We start from the raw sequence: 23,588 nt of genomic DNA on the forward strand, positions 1-23,588 counted from the left end.
GGTGGCGCGCCGCATGCTGGCGCACGAACTGCGCGCCCTGGCCAGCCTCGGCTACTGGGCGCTGGGCCGCCGCCACGGCGTCGGGCCCGGCCAGGTGGCCCTTTCCTACCACGCGGGCGGGTCGATCACGCTGTGGCTGTTCCTGTTCGCGATCGTGGTGGAGGGCGTGGCGCTGGAGCTGTGGCTGGGCTGGCCGATCCTGACCGTCGTGCACGTCTACTTCGTGCTCGCCAACCTCGGCATGATCGCCGCCGCGCGCTCGCGGCCGCACGTGGTGGGCGAGCATACGGTACGGCTGCGCCAAGGAGCCGCCTTCGACCTCAGCATCCCCCGCGAACTGATCGTCTCGGCGCGGGCCGCGAGCCGTATCCACGACTCCGGGTTCGTCACCCTGGCCGAGGGGCGGCTGGAACTGGTCGTCGACTCGCGCACCAACCTCGTGCTGGAGCTGTCGGAGCCGGTGACGGTGACGCGGCCGCTGGGCCGTACCGGGGAGGCGAGTTCGATCAGGTTCTTCGCCGACGATCCGCGAGAATTTCTCCGGACGCTGTCGATTTCCGCGCCGCCCGCGCGTCATGGCAGTGACTGAAGGGAGAAACCATGAAGTACGTGCTGCTCGTCGTGGGCGATGAGAGGCCGTGGGCGCAGGCGGGGCCCGAGGAGCGTGCCGCCGTCTACGCCCGGTGGGGCGCCTACACCGCGATGCTCACCGAGCGCGGGGCGAACCTCGGCGGCAACGAGCTGGCCCACTCCTCCACCGCCACCACCGTCAGGAAGAACGGCGACCAGGTCCTCATCACCGACGGACCCTACGCCGAGACCGTGGAGCAGATCTCCGGCTACCAGATCGTGGAGGCCAAGGACCTGGACGAGGCGATCGAGCTGGCCGCGGCCATGCCGTCCGACGTGGAGATCAGGAGGTGCGCGTCGTGAAGTACGCCCTGCTGCTGTACGGCGACGCCACCGAATGGGCCAGCGCCACCCCGGAGCAGATCCAGGAGGGCATCGCCCGCCACGGCGCCTACATCGAGATGCTCAAGGGCCGCGGCGCCTACCTGGAAGGCGAGGAGCTGGGCGCGCCGGGCGAGGCGGTCTGCCTGCGCCGGGGCGAGGGGGAGGTGCTGCGCACCGACGGGCCGTTCGTGGAGACGGTCGAGCACCTGGGCGGCTACTACCTCATCGAGGCCAAGGATCTCGACGAGGCGATCGAGCTGGCGACCGCCTGCCCGGAGCGAACCGTGGAGGTGCGGCCGGTGGTGGAGTACTCGGGATGAACGCCGTCGAGCAGGCGTACCGCGAGCACTGGGCGCGCCTGCTCGCCATCCTCACCGCCGAGCTGCGTGACCTCGACCTGGCGGAGGAGTCGTTGCAGGACGCCTTCACCGCGGCGGTGCCGGCCTGGCCGCCGGTGCCGGACAACCCGCCGGCGTGGCTGCTGACCGTGGCGCGGCGGCGGGCGGTCTCGCGGCTGCGCCACATGGCGGTCGCGGCCCGCAAGCTGCCGCTGCTGGTGGTCGACGAGCCGCAGGCGGGCGACGACCTGCTCAGCCTGATCTTCACCTGCTGCCATCCGGCGCTGTCGATGGAGGCGCGGGTGGCGCTGACGCTGCGCTGCGTGGGCGGGCTGGGCACGCGGCAGATCGCCCGGTTGTTCCTGGTCGGCGAGGCGACGATGGCGGCCCGGATCACCCGCGCCAAGAAGAAGATCAGCCAGGCCGGCATCCCGTACCGGGTGCCGTCAGGCCCGGAGCTGGTGGCGCGCCGCGACGGGGTGCTGGCCGTGCTGTACCTGATCTTCACCGAGGGGTACGCGGCGGCCGAGGGCGAGGACCTCATCCGCACGGAGCCGGCGGCGCAGGCGATCGCGCTGGCCCGGATGCTGGCCGCGCTGATGCCGCACGACAGCGAGGTCAGCGCGCTGCTGGCGCTGATGATGCTGCACCACGCGCGGCGCGATGCCCGGCTGGACGAGCGGGGACGCATCGTGACGCTCGCCGAGCAGGACCGCGGGCGCTGGCACCGCGAGGAGATCGCCGAGGCCCTGGGCCTGCTGCGGCCGGGCCCGCCGGGCCTCTACCAGGTGCAGGCGGCGATCGCCGCCGAGCACGCCTCGGCCATCCTGCCCCAGGACACCGACTGGACCGCGATCGCCCAGCTGTACGAACTGCTGGAGGCGCTGACCGGGTCGGCCGTGGTCCGCCTGAACCGGGCCGTCGCGGTGGCCGAGTCCCGGGGGCCCGCCGACGGGCTGGAGTTGCTGGCGAGCCTGGAGGAGCGGTTGCCGCGCCACCACCTGCTCCCGGCGACGAGGGCGGAGCTGCTGCGGCGGCTGGGCCGGCTGGAAGAGGCGGTGGAGGAGTACGGCAAAGCGCTGGCCCTGGTGGGGACGGCGCCGGAGCGCGAGTTCCTGCAGTCCCGCCGCGCCGCCCTACGCCCCTAGACCCGCACCCCGACCCTCGCCCCTGACCGATCCCCCCGGCCGCGAGTGACGATCATGCGGGGTTGTTCAGCCAGGTCTCGTGCAGGTGCAGCCAGCGCAGTTCCCCGCCCGCGCGCCGGAAGACGACCGTGGACTGACGGGCGCCGCCCTCCTGCCACTCCTGGTAGGCGGCCACCAGCAGCGGCCCGGCCTCGGCCACCACGCGCACGTCCCGGATCTCGATCCGCAGGCCGGGCACCGCGCCGCGCAGGTCGCGCACCTGGCGCATGACCTGCTCCCGTTCCAGGGTGCGGCCGTCGGGCCCGGTCAGGGTGAAGGCGGCCGCGTGGGCCCGGTCGAACTCCTCGAACTCCTGCCCCGGCTCCCCCGACAGCCACCGTTCGATCACCTGGTGGTGGCGGACGATCTCCTCTCGCGCCGTCATCGGGACCGTCCGGTGAGCCAGTCGATCGGGGCGGCGGGCCGTACGCCCAGAAGGTCGAGCGCGGCGGGGTCGGCGGCCAGCAGCGGGCGGTCGGCGGCGGCCCAGCGGTAGGTGTCCGCGACGGCCGCGGCGGTGGCCGGGCCCGCCAGAGCGCTCAGGGCCGCCTCGAAGGCGGCGGGGTCCTGGGCGTGGAAGCGGGCGCCGATCGCGGCGGCCAGGTCCGCGCTGGTGACGGCCTCGGCCGCGCCGACGTTCAGGATCGCGCCCTCCAGCCCGTCGAGGGTCAGCGCGGCGTGGGTGGCGGCGGCCAGGTCGGCGTGCGACAGCCAGGCCACGGGCAGGTCGGCGGGCAGCGGGTAGGCCAGTACGCCGTCGGCGGCCAGCGGTCCCGCCACCCAGGGGGCGGCCAGGTTGTCGAGGTAGATCGGCGGGCGCAGCTCCACGACCGGCAACCCGGCCGCGCGCAGGTCGTCCCCGGCGCGGCGGCGGGTCTCGAAGGCGGGCACGCCGGTCTGGGCGGCGGGCAGGCGGTTGCCGGTGTTGAACACCAGCCGCCGCACCCCCGCCGCCAGCGCCGCGTCCCGCACGTTGCGGACGTAGAGGTCCACGGTGCCGGGGTCGTAGACCATGGGCAGCATCACCGAGGCGTGGGTGACGCCGTCGAAGGCGGCCTTCACCGCCGCGCCGTCGGCCAGGTCTCCGGTGAACGGCCGCGCCCCCTCGGGAGCCGGTCCGCTCCGGGTGAAGGCGCGTACGGCAAGGCCTTCGGCCAGCAGGCGGCGGGCGACCGCGCCGCCCTGGGCGCCGGCGGCGTTCATCACAAGGAAGGTCATGGGAGACAGCCTGCCCGGCCCACGGGATACACTCCATAAAGCACACTCTCGCAATCTTTAAGGATCGTCCGGTGGATGGGGATCTTCTCAGCGACCTGCTCGCCCCGCTGCGGCTGCACGGCGTCTTCCACAGCCGCTGGCAGGCCCGCGCGCCCTGGGGCGTGGCCGGGCGGCGGGAGAACTGCGCCCTGCTGCACTACGTCGACCAGGGCTCGTGCACCGTCGAACTGCCCGGCCACCCGCCCGTCACCCTCGCCACCGGCGATCTGGCCGTCTTCCCGCACGGCAGCGCCCACCGGCTGGCCGACCGGCCGGGGCGGGCCACCGTACCGCTGAGCGGGGTCCTTCCCGAACGCCAGCCCGGCGGCGTGCGCACCGTCGAGATCGACGGGCCGGGCGCGCGGACCGTCATGCTGTGCGGCGGCCTGCACTACGACCGCGCCGCCGCCACTCCCCTCTACCAGGCGCTGCCGCCGCTGTTCGTGCTGGAGAGCGCGCGGTTGCGGGCCCATCCGCTGCTCGGCGCGACGCTGGAGCGGCTGGCCGGCGAGTGGGACACCGCCGCGCCCGGCGCCCAGCTCGTCGCCCTGCGCGCGTTCGAACTCGTCTTCGTCCTCGCGTTGCGCGCCGCCCTCGACGCCCCCGGCTCGGCGCTGCCGGCGGGCGCGGCGGTCCTGGAGGCGCTGCGCCATCCGGGCGTGGCCGCCGCGCTGCACACCGTGCAGACCCGCTTCGCCGAGCCATGGACCGTGGAGACGCTCGCCGTCGAGGCGGGCATGTCCCGTTCCGCCTTCGCCGCGACCTTCCGCCGCCTGGTGGGCCAGGCGCCCATGCGCCACCTGACCGCCCGCCGCATGCAGGAGGCCGCCCGCCTGCTGTCCGAGACCGCGCTGCCGCACAACCGCATCAGCGAACGCGTCGGCTACGGCACGCCGGTCGGCTTCCACCTGGCCTTCCGTCAGTGGTACGGGCTGACGCCCGGCGAGTACCGCGCCGACGCCCGGCCGTGACTACAGGAGGGTCAGCTGCTCGGCGGCGGGTCCGGGCTTGGCGGGGGCGCGCCCGGCGAGGCGGCGGGGGCCGGCGGGGCCGGATCCGCCGATGCCGTGGCGGCGGGCCAGGTCCTTCACCTGGGCGCTGACGCGCTCCTGGTAGGCGCGGGGCGCGTAGGCGCCTCTGCCGTAGAGCTCCAGGTAGCGCGGCACCAGGCGCGGGTGTTCCCTGGCCAGCCATCCCAGGTACCACTCCCTGGCCCCCGGCCGCAGATGCAGCACCAGCGGCGTCACGTGCACCGCGCCTGAGGCGGCGATGGCCTCGACGGTGCGTTCCAGCTCGGCCGGGGAGTCGGTCAGATACGGCAGGACCGGTGCCATCAGGACTCCGCAGCGGATCCCGGCGGCGTTGAGGCGGGCGCAGGCGGCCAGGCGGCGTTCGGGGTGCGGGGTGCCGGGCTCCACGGTGCGCCAGGCCCGCTCGTCGACGAAGCCCACCGACACGTTGACGGACACGTCGGTCACCTGCGCCGCCTCGGTCAGCAGGTCGAGGTCGCGCAGGATGAGCGTGCCCTTGGTGAGGATGGAGAACGGGTTGGCCGCGTCCCGCAGCGCCTCCAGAATCCCCCGCATCAGCTGATACCGGCCCTCGGCCCGCTGGTAGCAGTCGACGTTGGTGCCCATCGCCACGTGCCCGCCCTGCCAGCGGGGCGCGGCCAGTTCGCGACGGGTCAGCTCGGCGGCGTTGACCTTCACCACGACGTTGGAGTCGAAGTCGAGGCCCGCGTCCAGATCGAGGTAGGTGTGGGTGTTGCGGGCGAAGCAGTAGCGGCAGGCGTGGGAGCAGCCCCGGTAGGGGTTGATCGTGTGCTGGAAGGACATGCGGCTCGTGGCGGGCACGCGGCTGATGATCGAGCGGGCGCGCACCTCGAAGAAGGTCATCCCCCGGAATTCGGGCGTGTCGAATCTCCGCGTCACCGCCTCCTCGGCGAACAGCGGCACCGCAGGATCACGGTCGTCGGCCCCGGTGAGCCGCAGGTTGTCCCAGCGCATGCCATGATTAGAACAGAAGTTCGACTGTGATCGCAAAGGAAAAGAGCGCACAATTACTGGGCAAGATCACGGCTAATGATCTTCATGGTTGGGCAGAAAGTCGGAACAGAGCTTGCGTTCCGGAGGTGCACCATGGCCTGGTCGCAGGACGAGGAGAGGTTGCTGGCCCAGATCGAGCGCCACCTCGTCGACGAGGACCCGCGGCTCGTCGCGCGCCTGGAGTCGTTCAACGAGCGAGCCCGGCGCAGCGAGGCCAGGGCCAACGCGGAGTCGGTCCCCCGCCGCCGTCCGCGCCGTTCCACGATCATCATCATGATCAGCTGGCTGCTCATCGCCACGCTCGTGGCCACCCTGCTCATCCTCGTGCTCCGCAACGAGGCCGCCGCCCTGGCGTTCTGATCCAGGCGTACGCGCCCCCCACAGGCGAAATGTCGGATTTATGGAGCAAGTGGGTATTAACGGCGTTGATGTCGTATCAGGCATCGCACATACGTCGCGAGTACATCGGGGGAACAGAGCAATGGCAGAGCAACGCAAGAAACCCGCCGCCAAGTCCGGCAAGGCCAAGAAGGCCACCATCAAGGCCACCAGGCAGGCCAAGGCCGCCAAGCGCCAGGAAACGCGCAAGCCGGTGGAAGAAGCATAAGAGGCATCGGCACTGAAAGGATCAGACAGCCGGGACACCACGTCCCGGCTGTCTGACCACGGAGAGACGATGCCCGCCTACCTGCGCTTTCCCGCCATCTTCCAGGACGTCGTGGTCTTCGCCGCCGAGGACGACCTCTGGATGGTCTCCGCCCAGGGCGGGCGCGCGTTCCGGCTCACCGCCGGGCTGGCCGAGGCCGGATACCCCCGCATCTCCCCGCGCGGCGACCAGCTCGCCTTCGTCGGCCGCGAGGAAGGCCCGGAAGAGGTCTACGTCATGCCCGCCGAGGGCGGCGCCGCGACCCGCCTGACCTACCACGGCGCCCGCTGCACCGTCACCGGCTGGGACCACGACGACCGCATCCTGTACGCCAGCGACGCCGGCCAGCCCTTCGAGGGCCGCAAATGGCTCCACCGGGTCGCCCCGGGCGGGGTCCCGCAACGCCTGCCGTACGGCCCCGCCAACTCCATCGCCTACGGCCCGCACCACATGATCGTCCTTGGCCGCAACACCGCCGACCCCGCCCGCTGGAAGCGCTACCGGGGCGGCACCGCCGGCGACCTGTGGATCGACCCCGACGGCCACGGCGACTTCCGCCGCCTCATCAAGCTGCCCGGCAACCTCGCCGCACCCTGCTGGAGCGGCGAGCGCGTCTACTTCCTGTCCGACCACGAGGGCACCGGCAACGTCTACTCCTGCACCCCCACGGGCGAGGACCTCCAGCGCCACACCCACCACAGCGACTACTACGCCCGCAACCTCACCAGCGACGGCCTCCACCTCGTCTACCACGCCGGCGCCGACCTCTACCTCCTCCCGCCCGGCGCCGACCACGCGCGGAAGATCGACGTGCGCCTGGCCTCCTCCCGCACCCAGCGCAACCGCCGCTTCGTCGAGGCCGCCGACTACCTCGACAGCGCCACCCTCGGCCCCGACGGCACCACCCTGGCCCTCACCACCCGCGGCAAGGCGTACACCATGGCCGCCTGGGAGGGCCCGGTCCGCCAGCACGGCGCGCCTCACGGCGTCCGCTACCGCCACCTGACCTGGCTCAACGACGGCGAGCGGCTGGTCGCCGCGGCCAGCGGCGCCGACGGCGACGAGACCGTCACGCTCCTCGGCCCCGGCTCCGCCACCGAACTGGCCGAGCTCGGCCGCATCAACGAACTCGTCCCCGACCCCGCCCACGACCGCGTGGCCGTCACCAACCACCGGGGCGAGCTCCACCTCCTCGACCTCGGCACCGGCCAGGCGACGCTGGTCGAGGCCAACCCCCACGCGAGCCCGCACGACCCCGCCTGGTCGGCCGACGGCACCTGGCTCGCCTACGCCAGCCCGCTCAACGCCCAGACCACCGCCATCAAGCTCCACCATCCGGAGTCGGGCCGCATCGTCCAGGCCAGCGAGCCCATCCTGGAGGACGGCGCCCCCTGCTTCGACCCGGAGGGCCGCTACCTCTACTTCATCGGCCAGCGCACCTTCTCCCCGGTCTGGGACCAGCTCCAGTTCGATCTCGGCTTCCCGCTCGGCACCCGCCCGTACGCCATCGCCCTGCGGCGCGACGCGCCCGACCCCTTCGTCCCCCAGCCCCGCCCGCTGGAGACCAAGGACAAGGAGGAGAACGAGGAGGAGGACCCCACACCCCTCCAGGTCGACGCCGAGGGCCTGATCCATCGGGTCACCGCCTTCCCGCTGCCCGAAGGCCGGTACGAGCGCATCGCCGCCCTGCACGGCAAGGCGCTCATCCTGTCCAGCCCGCTGGAGGGCGAGCCCGTCCTGCATCTGTACGACTTCGCCAAGGCCAAGAACGAGACGTTCGCGGAGGACGTCACCGACCTCGAACTCGCCCGCGACCACAAGACGCTGCTCTACCGCGCCGGCGCCCGGCTCCGCGTGGTCAAGGCCGGAGAGGTCCCCGAGCACGACGACGACCCGCCCAGCCGGGAGAGCGGCTGGATCGACCTGGCCCGCGTCAAGGTCTCGGTCTGGCCGGAGCACGAATGGCGGCAGATGTTCCGCGAGGCCTGGCGGCTGCAGCGGGAGAACTTCTGGACCGCCGACATGTCCGGCGTCGACTGGCAGGCCGTCTACGAACGCTACCTGCCCCTCGTCGAACGCGTCAGCACCCGGGGCGAGTTCTCCGACCTGCTGTGGGAGCTGCACGGCGAGCTCGCCACCAGCCACGCCTACGAGAGCGGCGGCGAGTACCGCCCGGGTCCCGACTACAGCCAGGGCAAGCTGGGCGTCGACTGGGACTACCGCGACGGCGTCTACCACATCGGCGCCATCGTCACCGGCGACCCCTGGGATCCGGAGGCCACCTCGCCGCTCAACCGCATGGGCCTCGACGTACGGCCGGGCGACGCCGTACTGGCGATCAACGGGCACCCCATCGGCGCCGAGACCACCCCGAACGAACGCCTGGTCAGCCAGGCCGACCAGGAGGTCGAGCTCACGCTGCGCCGCGGCGAGGACACCTTCACCGCCACCGTCAGGGCCATCGCCGACGAGGGGCCCGCCCGCTACCGCGACTGGGTCAACCTCAACCGGGCCCGCTGCCACCAGCGCTCGGGCGGCCGCATCGGCTACCTGCACATCCCCGACATGAGCACCACCGGGTTCGCCGAGTTCCACCGCGGCTTCCTGGCCGAGTACGACCGGCACGCCCTCGTCGTGGACGTCCGCTTCAACGGCGGCGGCAGCGTCTCAGCCCTGCTGCTGGAGAAGCTGGCCCGGCGCCGCCTGGGCTACGACTATCCGCGCTGGGGCCACCCCGAGCCCTATCCGGCCGAGTCCCCGCGCGGCCCGCTGGTCGCCATCACCAACGAGTGGGCCGCCTCCGACGGCGACATCTTCAGCCACACCTTCAAGCTCCTCGGCCTCGGCCCGCTCATCGGCAAGCGCACCTGGGGCGGCGTCGTCGGCATCTGGCCGCGCCACCGGCTGGCCGACGGCACCGTCACCACCCAGCCGGAGTTCTCCTTCGCCTTCGACGACGTCGGCTGGAAAGTGGAGAACTACGGCACCGACCCCGACATCGAGGTCGACATCACCCCGCAGGACTACGCGGCCGGAATCGACACCCAACTGGAGAAGGCGATCGACACCGCCCTTGACCTGCTCGAACGCAAACCCCCGCACACACCCGCATCTCGCGTGCAACCTTGACGGGGTGAACAGCGTCTAAAAGGTCATAGAAGGGGCAGTGCCACGGGGACATCGGTGCTGCCCCGGCTACGTAGATCCTGGAGCCGGTGGCGGGAACATTCCGTCACCGGCCACGTGTGTCATGACACCGGACGAGGGGACAAGGACAAGGTGCGCGCACTGGCACGCAAAGGGAAGGCCGCGGCCGCCCGGCTGTACAGGGGATACAACCGGCGCAGGCAACGCAACGCGCCGCCTCCCTCCATCGGCACGATCCGCATCCTGCTCCTGCACGCCAACGGCATGGGCGGCACGATCAGAACGGTGTTCAACCTGGCCAGCTACCTGGCCGCCACCGGGCGCGACGTGGAGATCGTCTCCATCCTCAAGGAGGCCGAGCGGCCGTTCTTCCCGGTCGACGAACGCGTGAAGTTCCGCTTCCTCGACGACCGGCTCAAGCCGCGCCGCGGCGTACGCGCGATGCTGTCGAAGCTGCCCAGCCGCCTGATCCCCGAGGGGGAGTCGGCCGCCCACCGCTTCAACGCCTGGACGGACCTGCAGCTGGCCCGCTACATCCGCTCGCTCGACACCGGCGTCCTCATGGGCACCCGCCCCGGACTCAACCTGGCCATGGCGCAGCTCGCCAACCCCAACGTGATCACCGTCGCGCAGGAGCACGTCGGGCTCAACGCCAAGCCCGAGGCCCTGCAGGAGCTCATCAAGTGGCGCTACCGCCGCTTCGACGCCCTGGTCACCCTCACCAAGGCCGACCTGCGCGACTATCGCAACACCCTGCCGAAGCGGCCCAGGCGCCTGGTGCGCATCCCGAACGCGGTGCCGCCCATGACCGGCGACCAGGCCAAGCTCGACGCCAAGCTCGTCATCGCGGTCGGCCGCATCACCCGGCTCAAGGGCTTCCACCGCCTCATCACCGCGTGGGAGCAGATCGCCAAGGCCCATCCCGACTGGAAGCTGCGCATCTTCGGCGACGGGCCCCAGCTCGACAACCTGCGGACCCAGATCGCCGAGGCGGGCCTGGAGGACAAGGTCGAGCTGCCGGGACCCACCCAGGACGTCGGCGCCGAGCTGGAGAAGGCCTCGATCTTCGTGCTGAGCTCGCGCCACGAGGGCTTCCCGATGACGATCCTGGAGGCCATGGCCAAGGGTCTTGCCATCGTCAGTTTCAACAGCCCCCACGGCCCCAAGGAGATGATCAGCGACGAGGTCGACGGGCTGCTGGTCAAGCCCCGCACCAACGACAACCTCGCCGCCTCGATCCTGCGCGTCATCGAGGACGAGCAGCTGCGCCGTTCCCTGGCCGCGGGCGCCCTGGAGACCGCCCGCACCTACGACGTGGACGCGGTCGGCCGCATCTGGGACGACCTGCTGGAAGAACTGCTGGCCCGCCGCAACGGCACCTACGTGCCCAAGCCCGTCGGATAGTCCCGTCCGACCGGCCGCCCCTCCTGGAGACGGCCGGTCAGACGGTCAGCTCCAGCGGCTCGGCGATCACGTCCACGAGCGCGCCGTTGCGGTAGACGGTGATCGGCAGCGGGCGGCCGATGGCGTCGGCGAACATCAGCCGCTGCAGGCTCTGCGCGTCGCCCACCGGGGTACGGCCCGCGCTCAGCACCAGGTCGCCGCCCCGCAGCCCGGCCCGCTCGGCGGGCGAACCGGCCACCACCTCCACCACCCGCAGCGCCGCCGCCTGCCCCGTGCGCCTGCGCAGCGGCTCCGGCAGCGGGGCCGGCGAGGTCACCAGGCCGAGGAAGGCCCGCCGTACCCGCCCGTCGCGGATGAGGGCCGCGATGATCGAGCGCGTCGTGCTGTTCATGGGTACGGCCAGCCCCACCCCCATCCCGGCCACCGCGGTGTTCACGCCCACCACCCGGGCCCGCGAGTCGGCCAGGGCGCCGCCGGAGTTGCCCGGGTTCAGGGCGGCATCGGTCTGGATGACGTCCTCGATCATCCGTACCGCGGAGCCGGCCCGCGCCGGCAGCGAACGGCCCAGCCCCGAGACCACGCCGGCCGTCAGCGACCCGGCCAGCCCGAGCGGGTTGCCGACCGCCACGACGAGCTGCCCGACCACGAGCTTGTCGCTGTCGCCCAGGACCGCGGGCTCGGGCGTGGGCCCCTGCGCCCTGATCACCGCGAGGTCCGACAGCGGGTCACGGCCGACCACGGCGAACTCCTCCACCGTGCCGTCGGCGAAGGCCACCGTGCCGGCCCGCGAGGAGCCGACCACGTGCGCGTTGGTGAGCAGGAAACCGTCGGAGGTGAACACCACCGCCGAGCCGCTGTTGCGTCCCGCCCGTACGCCGGCCACCTTGGGCAGCAGCTCCGCGGCGACGGAGGAGACCACTTGAGAGTAGGCGTCGAGGGGATCCGCCATCGCGCGCTCCTTCATTGCTTACAGGATTACACGCTAACTCGTCACGACCGGGCGCGCGTCTTCACGACCAGGCGTTCGCGAGGGCCGCACCGGCCGCGGCGGCGCCCAGCCCGGCCGCCACGCTGAGCACCGCGTTGCCCGCCGCCGCCGGCCCCGCGCCGCCCTCCGCCAGCCGCAGCGTCTCATATCCCAGCGTCGAATAGGTGCTCAGCGCCCCGCACAACCCGGTGCCCGCCAGCGCCATCAGCCCCTCACCGGTGGGCCGGGCCACCAGGAACCCCAGCACCGCCGAACCGATCACGTTCACCACGAGCGTTCCCCAGGGTAACGTCACCGAGCCCGCCCGGCCGCGCGCCGCCACCCAGCCCTGGACCGCCCGGTCCAGCAGGAACCGCATCGGCGCGCCCACCGCCGCCCCGATCGCCACCAGCAGCACGTTCATCCGGCCCACCGCCGGGCCAGCAGGCGCGCGAGCCGTACCCCGGACCAGGTCGCCACGACGGCGCCCGCCATCGTCGCCACGAGGTAGACGAGCGCGAGCCAGAACGGCCCCTCCCCCGCCAGGAACCGCACATCCACCACATAACCCGAGAACGTCGTGAAACCCCCCAGAACCCCGACCCCCAGGAACGGCCGCGCCAGCCGGTGCATCCGCGGCACCGCCACCATGAGCATCCCGATCAGCAGGCAGCCCGACACGTTGATCACCAGGGTCGCCCACACCGACGGCCACCACGTCTGCAGCCCGAACCGGGCCAGCGACCCCGCCACCCCGCCCGCCGAGACCGCGCCGAGGACCTGCCACTGCCCCACAACACCCTCCTTCATCGTGTCAAAGCAGGCGATCATGGGAATTCACCGAGAAGAGGCCAAGCCTACGGAGGCTCCTTGAGCACACGGGACGCGGTCGCCCTCCTCGCCGGCGGCGTAATGATCGTTTCCTTGCTCGGCACCACGAACCGCACCCAGGCGGGCACCGCCACCAGCCCCCTGGCCAACACCACCGGCACCGGTCCGAGCCTGGCGCCCCTCACCAGCCAAGCCGACAAACAGGACGCCCGTGCTCTCATCTCCCGTCTGCGCGTCAAGGACCGTGGCTCCAGCACCGGCTACCAGCGCACCAACTACGGCGGCAACTGGGCCGACTCCGCCACCGGCGTCCCCTACGCCGGCAACGGCTGCCGCACCCGCGACGACCTGCTGGCCCGCGACGGCCGCGACGTCGTCCGGGCCGGCTGCACCGTCCTGTCGTTAACCCTGACCGACCCCTACACCGGCCGCGACATCGACTGGCGCGTCTCCGACGCCGACGAGATCCAGGTCGACCACGTCGTCCCCCTGTCCTACGGCTGGCGCATGGCCGCCAAGTCCTGGCCGAAGTCCAAGCGCCTCGACTTCGCCAACGACCCCCTCAACCTCCTGCCCGTCGACGGCCGGGCCAACGAGGAGAAGGACGGATCGGGGCCCGCCGCCTGGCTGCCGCCCCAGCGCCGTATCCGCTGCGCGTACGTCACCCGCTTCGCCCAGGTCGCCGTCAAGTACGACGTCCCCGTCACCCGCGCCGACAAGCAGACCATGCTCGCCCAATGCCGTTAGCGCGCGTCCGTCCAGTCGAAGCCGTGCTTGAACGTCTGCTCGGCCAGCGCCCGCTGCCCCGCCGCGTTCGGATGGAAGAAGTCCCACTTGCTGATGTGATCCAGCGTGTACGGGAAGGAGAACACCGCCCCGCCGTCGCTGCGGCAGTTGGGACCGTAACCGGCGCAGGCCCGCTCCAGCACCCGGTTGAAGTCCACCACCCGCTCCCGCACCCGCGCCCGCCGCTGCGCGTCCTTGCGCTTGGCCGAGTCCGGCGCGGCCAGCATCGGCCGGCAGATCCGCCCCAGCGTCCAGAACGTGCGCGCGATCGGGTTGTCCTTGCCCGCCTGCCACAGCCGCCGCAGGTCCGGAATCGAGGCTACGAACACCCGCGCCCCCGGCAGCCCCGCCCGCAACGCCGACAGCGACTCCGACACCCGCCGCTCGAACACCGGCACCGGCGTCATCGTCTTCTCGGTGCCCGCGCACACGTCCTGCGCGCCGATGAGAATCGTCACATATTCCGCCTTCGCCGCCACCGCCTTGTCCACCTGAGCGCGGAGATCGGCGCTCGTCGAGCCCGGCACCGCGAAGTTGAGATTGCCGTCCTTCATCCCCAGCCGGGTGAAATGACTGCCGACCGAGCGGTCCTTGCCCGCCGCCCACGAACGCGACGTGCACGAGACGTACCACCCGCACGCGTTGAACCCCGACGTGATCGAATCTCCCAGCGCCGCCATGACCTGCGGAACCGGAGCGACGATCGACCCAGACACCAGCACCGCGACCGCGGCCAAAGGCGTGATCATGGACACAAGGTAGATCGACCCTTGCCTCCCGGCCAGGCGAACGGCCCGCACCACACCCACTTCGCATCGCCGCTTGACACGCCCGATCCGCAACACGCGAAAATTTTCGTGTTCATGGTCCGTAACCGGTCATTCACGGGGCCGGGAGTCGAACGTGTTCAGTTCCCGCATAGAGTGTCTTGAGTGAGTGTCGCGCTCGGAATCACCCGCCCTCTGCCGGTTCGCACCACCTCGGTAGGCGACCCCGGCGACCTGCTGCAATCCCTGCCGAAGACCGCGCCCTATGCGTGGATCCGGCATGGAGAAGGACTGGTCGGCTGGGGGGAAGCCGCCCGCGTGGCCGTCCCGCCCGGCGCCGGGCGCTTCGCGTGGGCCCGCGAGTGGCTCACCGACGTCTTCGGCCACGCCGCCGTCCGCGACGACGTGGGCACCCCCGGCACCGGGCCGGTGGCGTTCGGCACCTTCACCTTCGACGAGGACTCCCCCGGCTCCGTCCTCGTCGTCCCGCAGGCGATCCTGGCCCGCCGCGACGGCCACGCGTGGCTCACCACGATCGGCGACGCCCCCCTCGAACGCTTCAGCCCGATCCGCACCCCCGGCCGCATCAGCTACGGCGACGGCAGCCTCACCGCACCCGAATGGGAGGCCATCGTCGCCCGCGCCGCCCAGCGCATCCGCGACGGCGAACTCGAGAAGGTCGTCCTGGCCCGAGACCTGCTGGCCACCGCCGAACGCGCCATCGACATCCGGCTGCTGCTGGGGCGCCTGGCCACCCGCTACCCCGACTGCTACACCTTCTCCGTGGCCGGCATGGTCGGCGCCACGCCGGAACTCCTCATCCGGCGCACCGGCCAGGAGATCGAATCCCTGGTCCTGGCCGGCACCACCCCGCGCGGCACCAGCCCCTCCGACGACCTCTCCCGCGGCGCCGCGCTGCTGGCCAGCGCCAAGGACCGGCACGAGCACGAGTGCGCGATCGCCAGCGTCCGCGACACGCTGGCCCCGCTCTGCTCTGCCCTGCAGACCCCCGACGAGCCGGAACTCCTCGTCCTGCCCAACGTCCAGCACCTGGCCAGCCACGTGACCGGCCGCCTGGCCGACGGCGCCTCCGTCCTGGACGTGGTGGCCGCCATGCACCCCACGGCCGCCGTCGGCGGCACCCCCACCGACACCGCCATCGACGTGATCCGCGAACTCGAGGGCATGGACCGCGCCGGCTACGCGGGTCCGGTGGGCTGGATCGACGCCCACGGCGACGGCGAGTGGGGCATCGCCCTGCGCTCGGCCCAGATCAGCGGCCGCCGCGCCCGCCTGTTCGCCGGCGGCGGCATCATGTCCACCAGCGACCCCGCCCTCGAACTCGCCGAGGCCCAGGCGAAATTTCGCGTCATGCAGTATGCCCTCGAAGGACCCTAAATCCCCTTTTCTATCCTTTACGGCTCCGCCACCCCCCCACGCCACCCGCCGACGTCGGCGCGCGCAGGTCGGGGGGATCGCTTCTCACGTCGGACGGGCCGGGCGCCGCAACGGCGCCCGTCAGCCACCCGAACGGGAAATCCCCACCGAAACCCCCCGCCGTCCCAACCCCTTTTCGCCCGGATACCGGAGGTCGGGTTGCCCGGATGCCGGGGTGCCCGAGTGCCGGGATGGCGGGTGCCGAGTGCCGCGGATGCCTGGGGTGCTCAGATGCCGGGGTGCTGGCGCTGCGGGGTTGGGGTGTTGTGGGTGGTGGTTGAGGCTAGGGGGTGATGCCGGCTGCCGCGATTCTGCGGCGGGTGTAGCCGATTCGGGTGTAGACGCCCAGGGCCGGTCCATTGTCGTCGTCGACCATCAGTGCCGCCCGGCCATAAGCGTGCACCAGTTCCCGTGACACCCACCGGCACACCCGCTCGCCCAAGCCCTTTCCGCGGAACGGCCCCGCGGTCGCGACCCCGGCCAATAAGCCCACGTCCGGCGCGCTCCACGCGTCCGCCGCCACCGCGGCCAGCCTGCCTTCCGCCCGCAGGCCCGCCCACCGCCTCACCCCGGCGGCGCCGGGCACCGCGTAGGACTCCGGGGCGAAGGCCGCCAGCAGCGCCGTCACCTCCGGGGACGTCTCGCCGGGCAGCCAGCCCACCTCAAGGCTGTCGGCCGGAACCGGGACGGCCGGCTCGCGAAGCAGGCTCATCCAGGAGAATTCGCCCGCCACCTCCATCCCGTCGACCTTCGCCGCCACCTCGGCGATCGTGCGCGTGTCGCCCAGCGGGCGGTAGGCCGGGCCCAGTTCCGCCAGGGCGTGGCGGACCAGCGGGACGGCGCTCGCCGTACTGCCGGAAACTGCCAGGCGGGCGCGGCGGGCGAGGTCCGGTGCGGCGGTCACCACCGCGTCGCCCAGTGACCACGCCCGCGCGCCGGGCCCGAGACCCTGGGCCGCCCACATCAGCAGGTCGTCGCCGCCGCACGCGGCCCGGACCTGCGCCGGAGCGGTGAGCTCGTGGATCACAGAATCGAACCCGGCCGGTACGCCGCCGCCTCCGGGTGGGCCGAGACCACGTGGCCCACGCGCTGGGAGACCGACTCCACCTGGTCGGCCGCGGCGCCGGTGAAGGAGACGCGGTCGGCCAGGAGCGCGTCCAGGGCCGCGCGGTCCAGCGGGAAGCGCTCGTCGGCGGCCAGGCGGTCCAGGAGCTCGTTGGCGGCGCCGCGCGAGCGCATCGCCAGCGCCGCCGCCACCGCGTGCTCCTTGATCAGCTCGTGCGCCTGCTCCCTGCCGACCCCGGCCCGCACCGCCGCCATCAGCATCTTCGTCGTCGCCAGGAACGGCAGGTAGCGGTCCAGCTCGGCGGCGATCACCGCGGGGAAGGCGCCGAACTCGTCCAGCACCGTCAGCATCGTCTCCACCAGCCCGTCGAAGGCGAAGAACGCGTCCGGCAACGCCACGCGGCGCACGACCGAGCACGAGACGTCGCCCTCGTTCCACTGGTCGCCCGCCAGCTCGCCCACCATCGAGGCGTATCCGCGCAGGATCACGGTGAGCCCGTTGACCCGCTCGCACGAGCGCGTGTTCATCTTGTGCGGCATCGCCGACGAGCCGACCTGGCCCTCCTTGAAGCCCTCGGTCACCAGCTCGTGCCCGGCCATCAGCCGGATCGTCTTGGCCAGCGACGACGGCGCCCCGGCCAGCTGCACCAGCGCGGTGACCACGTCGTAGTCCAGCGAGCGCGGATACACCTGCCCCACCGAGGTGAACCGCCGCTCGAAGCCCAGGTGCGCGGCGACCCGGTTCTCCAGTTCGGCCAGCTTCTCGCGGTCGCCGCCCAGCAGGTCCAGCATGTCCTGGGCGGTGCCGACCGGGCCCTTGATCCCGCGCAGCGGGTAGCGGGCGATCAGCTCCTCCAGCCGCGTGTACGCCACCAGCAGCTCGTCGGCCGCGCTCGCGAACCGCTTGCCCAGCGTCGTCGCCTGCGCCGCCACGTTGTGGGAACGGCCGGCCATCACCGTGGCCTCATGCTCCTCGGCCAGCGTCGCCAGCCGGGCCAGCAGCGCCACCGTGCGCTCGCGCACCAGCAGCAGGCTGTCGCGGATCTGGAGCTGCTCGACGTTCTCGGTCAGGTCGCGCGAGGTCATCCCCTTGTGGACCTGCTCGTGCCCGGCCAGCGCGTTGAACTCCTCGATACGCGCCTTCACGTCGTGCCGGCTGACCCGCTCCCGCTCGGCGATCGAGGCCAGATCGACGTCCTCGACCACCTTCTCGTAGTCGGCGACCGCGCCCTCGGGCACCGCCACGCCCAGCTCCGCCTGCGCCCGCAGCACCGCCAGCCACAACCGCCGCTCGGCGACGACCTTGTGCTCGGGAGACCACAGACGCGCCAGCTCAGGGGAGGCGTAGCGGGCGGCCAGGACATTGGGGATACGCGGCTTAGTCACGTTCCATGAGTCTATGGTGCGCCCACCGCCCAAGGCACGCCGCCCCGGCCGGCCGTACCAGGGAGAAGAGCCGCCAGCCCCCGGATCGCGGCCCCGAGGCCAGGCGCATCGTGAGGATCAGTTGGCTCGTAGCCAGCGATCGAGGGCGGCGAAGTCGTCGTCGATGAGGCCCCGGGCCGACGGGACATGATGGAGCAGCAGGGGCCCGGTCATGCCGCGGTGACCCGTCCGCGCCCGAACCGGGCTCCGGCGCGCGCAAAGTGCGGCAGGGTGGGGTGCGTTGACAGCACGCCGGCGGATCTGGACAGGCTCGATGAGCCTGAAGGCCACGTCCAGGCCGAAGGCCGACTCGATCGGGAGCAGGTAGTGGCGGACAATGCGACCCGCGTGTTGGGGATCACGGTAGGAGTGATCTGCATGGCATTCTCCGGGGGATGTGGCGGGCAGGCGCGCTGGTATCCGATCGAGTCCGCCGTTGTAGCTCCGGATGGTCGCACGATAACAGCGACGATTCTCACCAACCGCCCCGACCCCGATGGAACCTCGTGCCAGGTGGTCACCAACCAACAGCTTTCCGAGACCCGCGGGCAGGTGGTGATCGGCATAGAGACTCGTGATGAGTGCGAACCACTCTTCCCCTGGGAAGAAGGGATCACCACATTCGCCGTGGGATACCGGCGCGAGCTCCGCTTTGATCTGAAGAGCCCCCTGAATGGGCGGCAGATCATGGACAGGGCCACGCAAAAGGCCGTCCCCATGCTGTAGGGCCGTACGGCCCGCATTCAGAGAGGTTCCTTTCGGCGTGGCGGGGTGAAAAGGCGCTGCGGCGGGCGGGGCACCACGCCCGCCCGCCGCAGCGCGCTCAAACCCCCCGGATCAGGGTGCCGAGGCCAGGACCTTCGGCTCTTCCTCCACCTCGGCCGCGGGCTTGCGGCGCAGGCGGTCCTTCGTACGCTCGACCATCGTGTACAGGGTCGGCACCAGCACCAGGGTCAGCAGGGTCGAGGAGATCAGGCCGCCGATGACCACGATCGCCAGCGGCTGCGAGATGAACCCGCCCGATCCGGTCACGCCCAGTGCCATCGGGGTCAGGGCGCAGATCGTGGCCACCGCGGTCATCAGGATCGGCCGCAGCCTGCGCCGACCGCCTTCGACGACCGCCTCGACGATGCCCATCCCCTGCTCGCGGTACTGGTTGATCAGGTCGATCAGCACGATCGCGTTCGTGACCACGATGCCGATCAGCATCAGCATGCCGATCAGCGCCGGCACGCCCAGCGCCGTGTCCGTGGCCACCAGCAGGCCGATCGCGCCCGTCGCCGCGAACGGGATCGACACCAGCAGGATCAGCGGCTGGATGAACGAGCGGAACGTCGCCACCATGATCATGAAGACGATCGCGATCGCCGCGAGCATCGCGATGCCCAGGTCCGAGAACGCCTCCGCCTGGTCGGCCGAGACGCCGCCGATGGTGTAGGAGGCGCCGGCGCCCAGGGCCACGCCGTCCAGCTTCGTCGTCAGCGTCTGCGTCACGCTGCCCAGGTCGCTGCCGGCCGCCTTGGCGGAGATCGTCGCCGAGCGCTCGCCGTCGATGCGCGAGACCTGCGTGGGCCCCGCCACCTCTTCGACGTCGGCCACCGACGACAGCTTCACCAGGCCCGCCGCGGTCGGCAGCTTCAGCTTCTCGATCTCCTTGATGTCGGCGGGCGCGTCGTCGCCGCGCAGCACCAGGTCGGAGGAGCGGCCGTCGAGCGTGACCTCGCCCAGCGGGGCGCCGCGGAAGGCCTGCGCCACGGCCTGGCCCACCTGGGCCTCCGACAGGCCCTTCTCGGCCGCCTTCTCCCGGTCCACCCGTACTTCGACGCGCGGCGCGCTGGCCTCCAGGTTCGAGGAGACGTCACGCAGACCCGGCACCTCGGACATCGCGGCCTTGACCGCCTCGGACGCCGTGCGCAGCGACTCCGCCTCCGGCGCCTGGACGATCACGTCGATGGAGTCGGAGGAGAACCCGCCGCTCTGCGCGCCGACCTTCACCTCGCCGACGCCGCTCAGTCCTTCCAGCCGCTCGCGGATGCGCTGCTCCACCGCGACCGTGTCGACGTCCTCCTTCAGCGTCACCGAGTACGAGGCCCGGTCGGCGCCACCGCCGACGCCACCCTGCATCTGGTTGCCGCCGCCCACGTTGACCTGGTAGGACTCCACGCCGTCCAGCCCGGACAGCGAGTCCTCCACCTTCTTGGCCGCCGCGTCGGTGGTCTTCAGGTCGGTGCCGACCGGCATCTTCTGGCTGATCGAGATCGTGTTCTGCCCGGAGGAGTCCAGGAAGTTCGTCCGCATCTGCCCGGCCAGGCCCATCGTGCCCACGAACACGGCCACGCCGATGAGCAGCGTCACCACCCGGAAGCGGGTCGCGAAGCGCAGCACCGGCAGGTACATGCGCTGCAGCGGGCTGCGCAGTTCCTTCGCCTCGGCCTTCTCCCGGTAGGCGCGCGCCTGCTCGGGCGTGAGCTTCGGCGTCTTCAGGAACCAGTACGCCAGCACCGGCACCACGGTCAGCGACACCACCAGCGAGGCCAGCAGGGCGACGGCCACCGTGACCGAGAACGGGCCGAACAGTTCGCCGACCATGCCGCCGACGACCGCGATCGGCGCGAACACCGCCACCGTGGTGAGCGTCGAGGCCGTGACCGCGCCGGACACCTCGCGGACCGCGGTCAGGATGGCTTGGAGTTTGGCCTCGCCGTACGCGAGATGGCGTTTGATGTTCTCCAGCACCACGATCGAGTCGTCGACCACGCGGCCGACGGCGATCGTGAGCGCGCCGAGGGTGAGCATGTTGAGCGAGTAGTCGCCCGCCCAGAGCGCGATCAGCGCGATGACGACCGACAGCGGGATCGAGACGGCGGTCACCAGCGTCGAGCGCACCGACAGCAGGAAGACCAGGATGACCAGCACGGCGAAGGCCAGGCCCAGCAGGCCCTCGGTGGTCAGGCTCTTGATCGACTCCTGGACGTAGGGGGCCTGGTCGAAGACCACCTCGACCGCCGTGTTCGAGGAGTCGCCCAGCGACTTGGTCAGCTCGGGCAGCTTCTCGCGGATCTCGTCGGAGATGGTCACTGCGTTGCCGTCGGGCGACATCGTCACCGACACGCCGAGGCTGGTGTGGCCGTCGGTACGGGTGATCGTGCTCGCCTCGGCCAGGCCGCGCTCGACCGTGGCCACGGAGCCGAGCTTGACCGGCTTGAGCGGCTTCGGCGTCGGGATCGCCTGCGCCGGGATCTGACCGGTCTGCGGGCGGCCCTGCGGCTGCGCCTGGGGCTGACCCTGCGGCTGGCCCTGCGGACGGGCCTGGGCCGGGTTCTGCGGCTGCGCCTGGGGCTGGGCCGGGGTGAGGTAGAGGTCCTTGAGCTTGTTCAGCGAGTCGACCCGGGCACCCACCTGAACCGACAGCGACTTGCCGTCGTCGGTCAGCGAGCCGGCCGGGATCGGCGTGCCGTTGGCCTTCAGCACCTCGGGGATCTGCGCCGCCGACACGCCCGCCTTGGCCATCTTCTTGGCGTCGGGCGTGATGGTGACCACCTCGTCGCGGGTGCCGGTGACCGACGCCTCGCGTACGCCCTCGACCGCCTGCAACTCCGGCACCATGATCGTGCGCAGCTTCTCGGCCATCCCCCGGGGGTCGCCGCCGTCGCCCACCGACAGCACCATCACCGGGATGTCGTCGGTGTTGCCCGCCACGACCTGCGGATCGACGTTGTCCGGCAACTGCGACTGAATGCGGCTGACCGCCGTCTGCATCTTGTTGAGCGAGGCCTCGATGTCGGTGCCGAAAGCGAAGGCCACCTGGATCTGCGCCAGACCCTCCTTCGAGGTGGAGGTGATCTGCTCCATGCCTTCGATGCCCTTGAAGGAGTCCTCGATGGGCTTGGTGACCTGATCCTCCACGATCTCCGGCGAGGCGCCCGGATAAGGAGCGACCACGAACGCGCCGGGGAAGGCCAAAGAGGGCAGCAACTGCTGCTTCAACTGCGGAATCGTGAATGCGCCGAACGCGCTGAGCACGATCGCGACCAAGATCACAAGGCTGCGGTTGACAAGGCTCAACCGGGCGAGAGCGGTCATGGGGGTCCCTTCAGAGTTCGCCCCAGACTAACACTTCGCCTTGCACGAATATTTAACGAGCAGTGGACTTCCTGATAACCTTCTCAGGAAGCAAGGGGTGAGAGTGGACGACGAACGCGCCGAACTGATCCGCCGGATCACCGAGACTCAGCGTGACCTGGGGCGATTCCTCACCCAAGATCGATCGCCCCTCTTCGACAGCAACCTGACCCTGCGCCAGCTCAAGGTCGTCATGATCGTGTCCTTCCACGGCTCGGCCTCCGGTCAGGACCTCGCGCACAACCTCGGCGTCGGCCTCGGTACGGTCACCGGCATCGTCGACCGCCTCGTCGCCCACGGCCTGGTCAGCCGCTACGAGGACCCCCACGACCGGCGGGTACGCCGCATCCGCCTGACCGAGGCGGGCCGCGAGCTGATCGAGCAGATCAACGACGCCGGCCTCGGCCACTTCCGCCGCATCATGGAACGCCTCGACCTCGACACCCTGAAGACCCTCGCCGAGGTCACCGAGAAGATCCACGAAGTGGCCCGCTGCCTCTGAAGCTACGCCGGAGCGGACTCCAGCCGGGCCAGCGCCCTCGGCAGCGGCCCTTCGTGCACCACCGTCAGCCGCCGCGTCGCCCGCGTCACCGCCACATACAGGTCACGCCCGCTCATCCCCGCCGGATCGACCACCACCACCGTGTCGAACTCCAGCCCCTTGGCCTGCGTCACCGTCAGCACCGCCACCGGCGCGTCGAGGTCGTCGCCGCCCGGGAACAACGCCGCCACCCGCGCGTGCTCCGCGTCGGAGACGATCACCCCGGCCCGCCCCTCCCCGATCTCCGCCAGCTCGGCCGCCACCAGGCCGGGCAGCACCTCGGGCCCGCCCGCCACCGCCCTGGGCTCGGCGCCGCCCTCACGCACCGACTCCGGCGGCTCGTGGCCGGGGTCGATCTCCAGCAGCACGTCGGCGGCCAGCCGCATGATCTCCACCGGCGTCCGGTAGTTGACCAGCAGCCGCTCCTCCCGCCACCGGCCCTCCAGGTACGGGTCGAGCATCTGCGCCCACGTGCGCGCCCCGGCCGCCGAGCCGGTCTGCGCCACGTCGCCCACCACGGTCAGCGAACGCGCCGGGACCCGGCGCATGACCAGCCGCCACGCCATCGCCGACAACTCCTGCGCCTCGTCCACGATCACGTGGCCGTAGGCCCACGCGCGGTCGGCGGCGGCCCCCTCGGGCCGGCGCCGCCCCCGCCCCGCGGGGTGG

24 protein-coding genes are annotated in these 23,588 nt (G+C 71.6%); 13 read left to right on the forward strand and 11 right to left on the reverse strand.

Annotated elements, in window-relative coordinates; translation table 11 throughout:
• Positions 1–13: 13 nt before the first annotated feature.
• The 4 genes from ACFWY5_RS41680 to ACFWY5_RS41695 are packed head-to-tail and all read left to right on the forward strand — an operon-like array spanning position 14 to position 2,440.
• Complete coding sequence (locus ACFWY5_RS41680; protein WP_379638146.1) at positions 14–589, forward strand: hypothetical protein; 576 nt, start codon at positions 14–16, stop codon at positions 587–589.
• A gap of 11 nt (positions 590–600) precedes the next feature.
• Complete coding sequence (locus tag ACFWY5_RS41685) at positions 601–933, forward strand: YciI family protein (protein WP_379624286.1); 333 nt, start codon at positions 601–603, stop codon at positions 931–933.
• Entirely contained in the window at positions 930–1,274 is a 345-nt protein-coding gene (locus tag ACFWY5_RS41690) for a YciI family protein (RefSeq protein ID WP_379624284.1), read from the forward strand. The genes ACFWY5_RS41685 and ACFWY5_RS41690 overlap by 4 nt, the downstream gene beginning before the upstream one ends.
• Complete coding sequence (locus tag ACFWY5_RS41695) at positions 1,271–2,440, forward strand: RNA polymerase sigma factor (protein ID WP_379638147.1); 1,170 nt, start codon at positions 1,271–1,273, stop codon at positions 2,438–2,440. Before ACFWY5_RS41690 ends, ACFWY5_RS41695 begins: the two co-directional genes overlap by 4 nt.
• Positions 2,441–2,492: 52 nt before the next feature.
• On the opposite strand, the gene ACFWY5_RS41700 is transcribed toward ACFWY5_RS41695, so the two are convergent.
• Together ACFWY5_RS41700 and ACFWY5_RS41705 are read right to left on the reverse strand one after the other, a co-directional pair.
• Positions 2,493–2,864 (reverse strand): DUF4440 domain-containing protein, encoded by a 372-nt coding sequence (locus ACFWY5_RS41700; RefSeq protein WP_379638148.1) that lies wholly within the window; start codon positions 2,862–2,864, stop codon positions 2,493–2,495.
• Positions 2,861–3,697 carry an SDR family oxidoreductase gene (locus tag ACFWY5_RS41705; RefSeq protein ID WP_379638149.1) on the reverse strand — a complete coding sequence of 279 codons (837 nt, stop codon included), beginning with the start codon at positions 3,695–3,697 and terminating at the stop codon, positions 2,861–2,863. Before ACFWY5_RS41705 ends, ACFWY5_RS41700 begins: the two co-directional genes overlap by 4 nt.
• Positions 3,698–3,768: 71 nt before the next feature.
• Between ACFWY5_RS41705 and ACFWY5_RS41710 the strand changes: the two genes are divergently transcribed.
• Positions 3,769–4,707: an AraC family transcriptional regulator gene (locus ACFWY5_RS41710; protein ID WP_379638150.1), complete on the forward strand. Its 939-nt coding sequence runs from the start codon at positions 3,769–3,771 to the stop codon at positions 4,705–4,707.
• Here ACFWY5_RS41710 and ACFWY5_RS41715 read toward each other — a convergent pair whose 3' ends face one another.
• Positions 4,708–5,742: an Rv2578c family radical SAM protein gene (locus ACFWY5_RS41715; RefSeq protein ID WP_379638151.1), complete on the reverse strand. Its 1,035-nt coding sequence runs from the start codon at positions 5,740–5,742 to the stop codon at positions 4,708–4,710.
• 132 nt (positions 5,743–5,874) lie between these two features.
• On the opposite strand from ACFWY5_RS41715, the gene ACFWY5_RS41720 reads away from it, so the two are divergent.
• From ACFWY5_RS41720 to ACFWY5_RS41735, 4 genes are all read left to right on the forward strand, one after another.
• A complete protein-coding gene (locus tag ACFWY5_RS41720) occupies positions 5,875–6,141 on the forward strand; it encodes a DUF3040 domain-containing protein (RefSeq protein WP_379624272.1) in 267 nt (88 codons plus the stop codon).
• Positions 6,142–6,262: 121 nt separating this feature from the next.
• Complete coding sequence (locus tag ACFWY5_RS41725) at positions 6,263–6,388, forward strand: hypothetical protein (RefSeq protein WP_379624270.1); 126 nt, start codon at positions 6,263–6,265, stop codon at positions 6,386–6,388.
• 69 nt (positions 6,389–6,457) lie between these two features.
• Positions 6,458–9,556, forward strand: coding sequence for a S41 family peptidase (locus ACFWY5_RS41730; protein ID WP_379638152.1), 3,099 nt, complete (start codon positions 6,458–6,460; stop codon positions 9,554–9,556).
• Positions 9,557–9,706: 150 nt separating this feature from the next.
• A complete protein-coding gene (locus tag ACFWY5_RS41735; protein ID WP_379624265.1) occupies positions 9,707–10,978 on the forward strand; it encodes a glycosyltransferase family 4 protein in 1,272 nt (423 codons plus the stop codon).
• A gap of 37 nt (positions 10,979–11,015) precedes the next feature.
• Here ACFWY5_RS41735 and ACFWY5_RS41740 read toward each other — a convergent pair whose 3' ends face one another.
• From ACFWY5_RS41740 to ACFWY5_RS41750, 3 genes are all read right to left on the reverse strand, one after another.
• A complete protein-coding gene (locus ACFWY5_RS41740) occupies positions 11,016–11,927 on the reverse strand; it encodes a S1C family serine protease (protein WP_379638153.1) in 912 nt (303 codons plus the stop codon).
• Between the two features lie 61 nt (positions 11,928–11,988).
• Complete coding sequence (locus ACFWY5_RS41745) at positions 11,989–12,369, reverse strand: fluoride efflux transporter FluC (RefSeq protein ID WP_379624261.1); 381 nt, start codon at positions 12,367–12,369, stop codon at positions 11,989–11,991.
• The gene (locus ACFWY5_RS41750; RefSeq protein ID WP_379624259.1) at positions 12,366–12,740 is read right to left on the reverse strand and encodes a fluoride efflux transporter FluC; all 375 of its coding nucleotides are present in this window, start codon (positions 12,738–12,740) and stop codon (positions 12,366–12,368) included. Before ACFWY5_RS41750 ends, ACFWY5_RS41745 begins: the two co-directional genes overlap by 4 nt.
• Before the next feature lie 75 nt (positions 12,741–12,815).
• On the opposite strand from ACFWY5_RS41750, the gene ACFWY5_RS41755 reads away from it, so the two are divergent.
• On the forward strand, positions 12,816–13,523 hold the full coding sequence (locus tag ACFWY5_RS41755; RefSeq protein WP_379624257.1) for an HNH endonuclease family protein: 708 nt from the start codon (positions 12,816–12,818) through the stop codon (positions 13,521–13,523).
• Here ACFWY5_RS41755 and ACFWY5_RS41760 read toward each other — a convergent pair.
• Positions 13,520–14,311: a GDSL-type esterase/lipase family protein gene (locus ACFWY5_RS41760; RefSeq protein ID WP_379638154.1), complete on the reverse strand. Its 792-nt coding sequence runs from the start codon at positions 14,309–14,311 to the stop codon at positions 13,520–13,522. The genes ACFWY5_RS41755 and ACFWY5_RS41760 overlap by 4 nt on opposite strands.
• Positions 14,312–14,494: 183 nt before the next feature.
• Between ACFWY5_RS41760 and ACFWY5_RS41765 the strand changes: the two genes are divergently transcribed.
• Positions 14,495–15,727: an isochorismate synthase MenF gene (locus tag ACFWY5_RS41765; RefSeq protein ID WP_379638155.1), complete on the forward strand. Its 1,233-nt coding sequence runs from the start codon at positions 14,495–14,497 to the stop codon at positions 15,725–15,727.
• A 322-nt stretch (positions 15,728–16,049) separates the two neighbouring features.
• Here the strand turns inward: ACFWY5_RS41765 and ACFWY5_RS41770 are convergent, their stop codons facing one another.
• Together ACFWY5_RS41770 and purB are read right to left on the reverse strand one after the other, a co-directional pair.
• Positions 16,050–16,793 carry a GNAT family N-acetyltransferase gene (locus ACFWY5_RS41770; RefSeq protein WP_379638156.1) on the reverse strand — a complete coding sequence of 248 codons (744 nt, stop codon included), beginning with the start codon at positions 16,791–16,793 and terminating at the stop codon, positions 16,050–16,052.
• Positions 16,790–18,217, reverse strand: a complete 1,428-nt coding sequence (gene purB, locus ACFWY5_RS41775; RefSeq protein WP_379638157.1) for an adenylosuccinate lyase — start codon at positions 18,215–18,217, stop codon at positions 16,790–16,792. Before purB ends, ACFWY5_RS41770 begins: the two co-directional genes overlap by 4 nt.
• A 186-nt stretch (positions 18,218–18,403) precedes the next feature.
• Between purB and ACFWY5_RS41780 the strand changes: the two genes are divergently transcribed.
• Positions 18,404–18,982: a hypothetical protein gene (locus ACFWY5_RS41780; protein ID WP_379638158.1), complete on the forward strand. Its 579-nt coding sequence runs from the start codon at positions 18,404–18,406 to the stop codon at positions 18,980–18,982.
• Positions 18,983–19,093: 111 nt separating this feature from the next.
• On the opposite strand, the gene ACFWY5_RS41785 is transcribed toward ACFWY5_RS41780, so the two are convergent.
• Positions 19,094–22,339 (reverse strand): efflux RND transporter permease subunit, encoded by a 3,246-nt coding sequence (locus ACFWY5_RS41785; RefSeq protein WP_379638159.1) that lies wholly within the window; start codon positions 22,337–22,339, stop codon positions 19,094–19,096.
• A 103-nt stretch (positions 22,340–22,442) separates the two neighbouring features.
• Between ACFWY5_RS41785 and ACFWY5_RS41790 the strand changes: the two genes are divergently transcribed.
• Entirely contained in the window at positions 22,443–22,880 is a 438-nt protein-coding gene (locus ACFWY5_RS41790) for a MarR family winged helix-turn-helix transcriptional regulator (RefSeq protein WP_379627401.1), read from the forward strand.
• A gap of 2 nt (positions 22,881–22,882) precedes the next feature.
• Here the strand turns inward: ACFWY5_RS41790 and ACFWY5_RS41795 are convergent.
• A partial coding sequence (locus ACFWY5_RS41795; RefSeq protein ID WP_379638160.1) for an ATP-binding domain-containing protein occupies positions 22,883–23,588 on the reverse strand: 706 nt, incomplete at its 5' end.

This window comes from Nonomuraea sp. NPDC059007, from assembly GCF_042740555.1.
Classification (GTDB): domain Bacteria; phylum Actinomycetota; class Actinomycetes; order Streptosporangiales; family Streptosporangiaceae; genus Nonomuraea.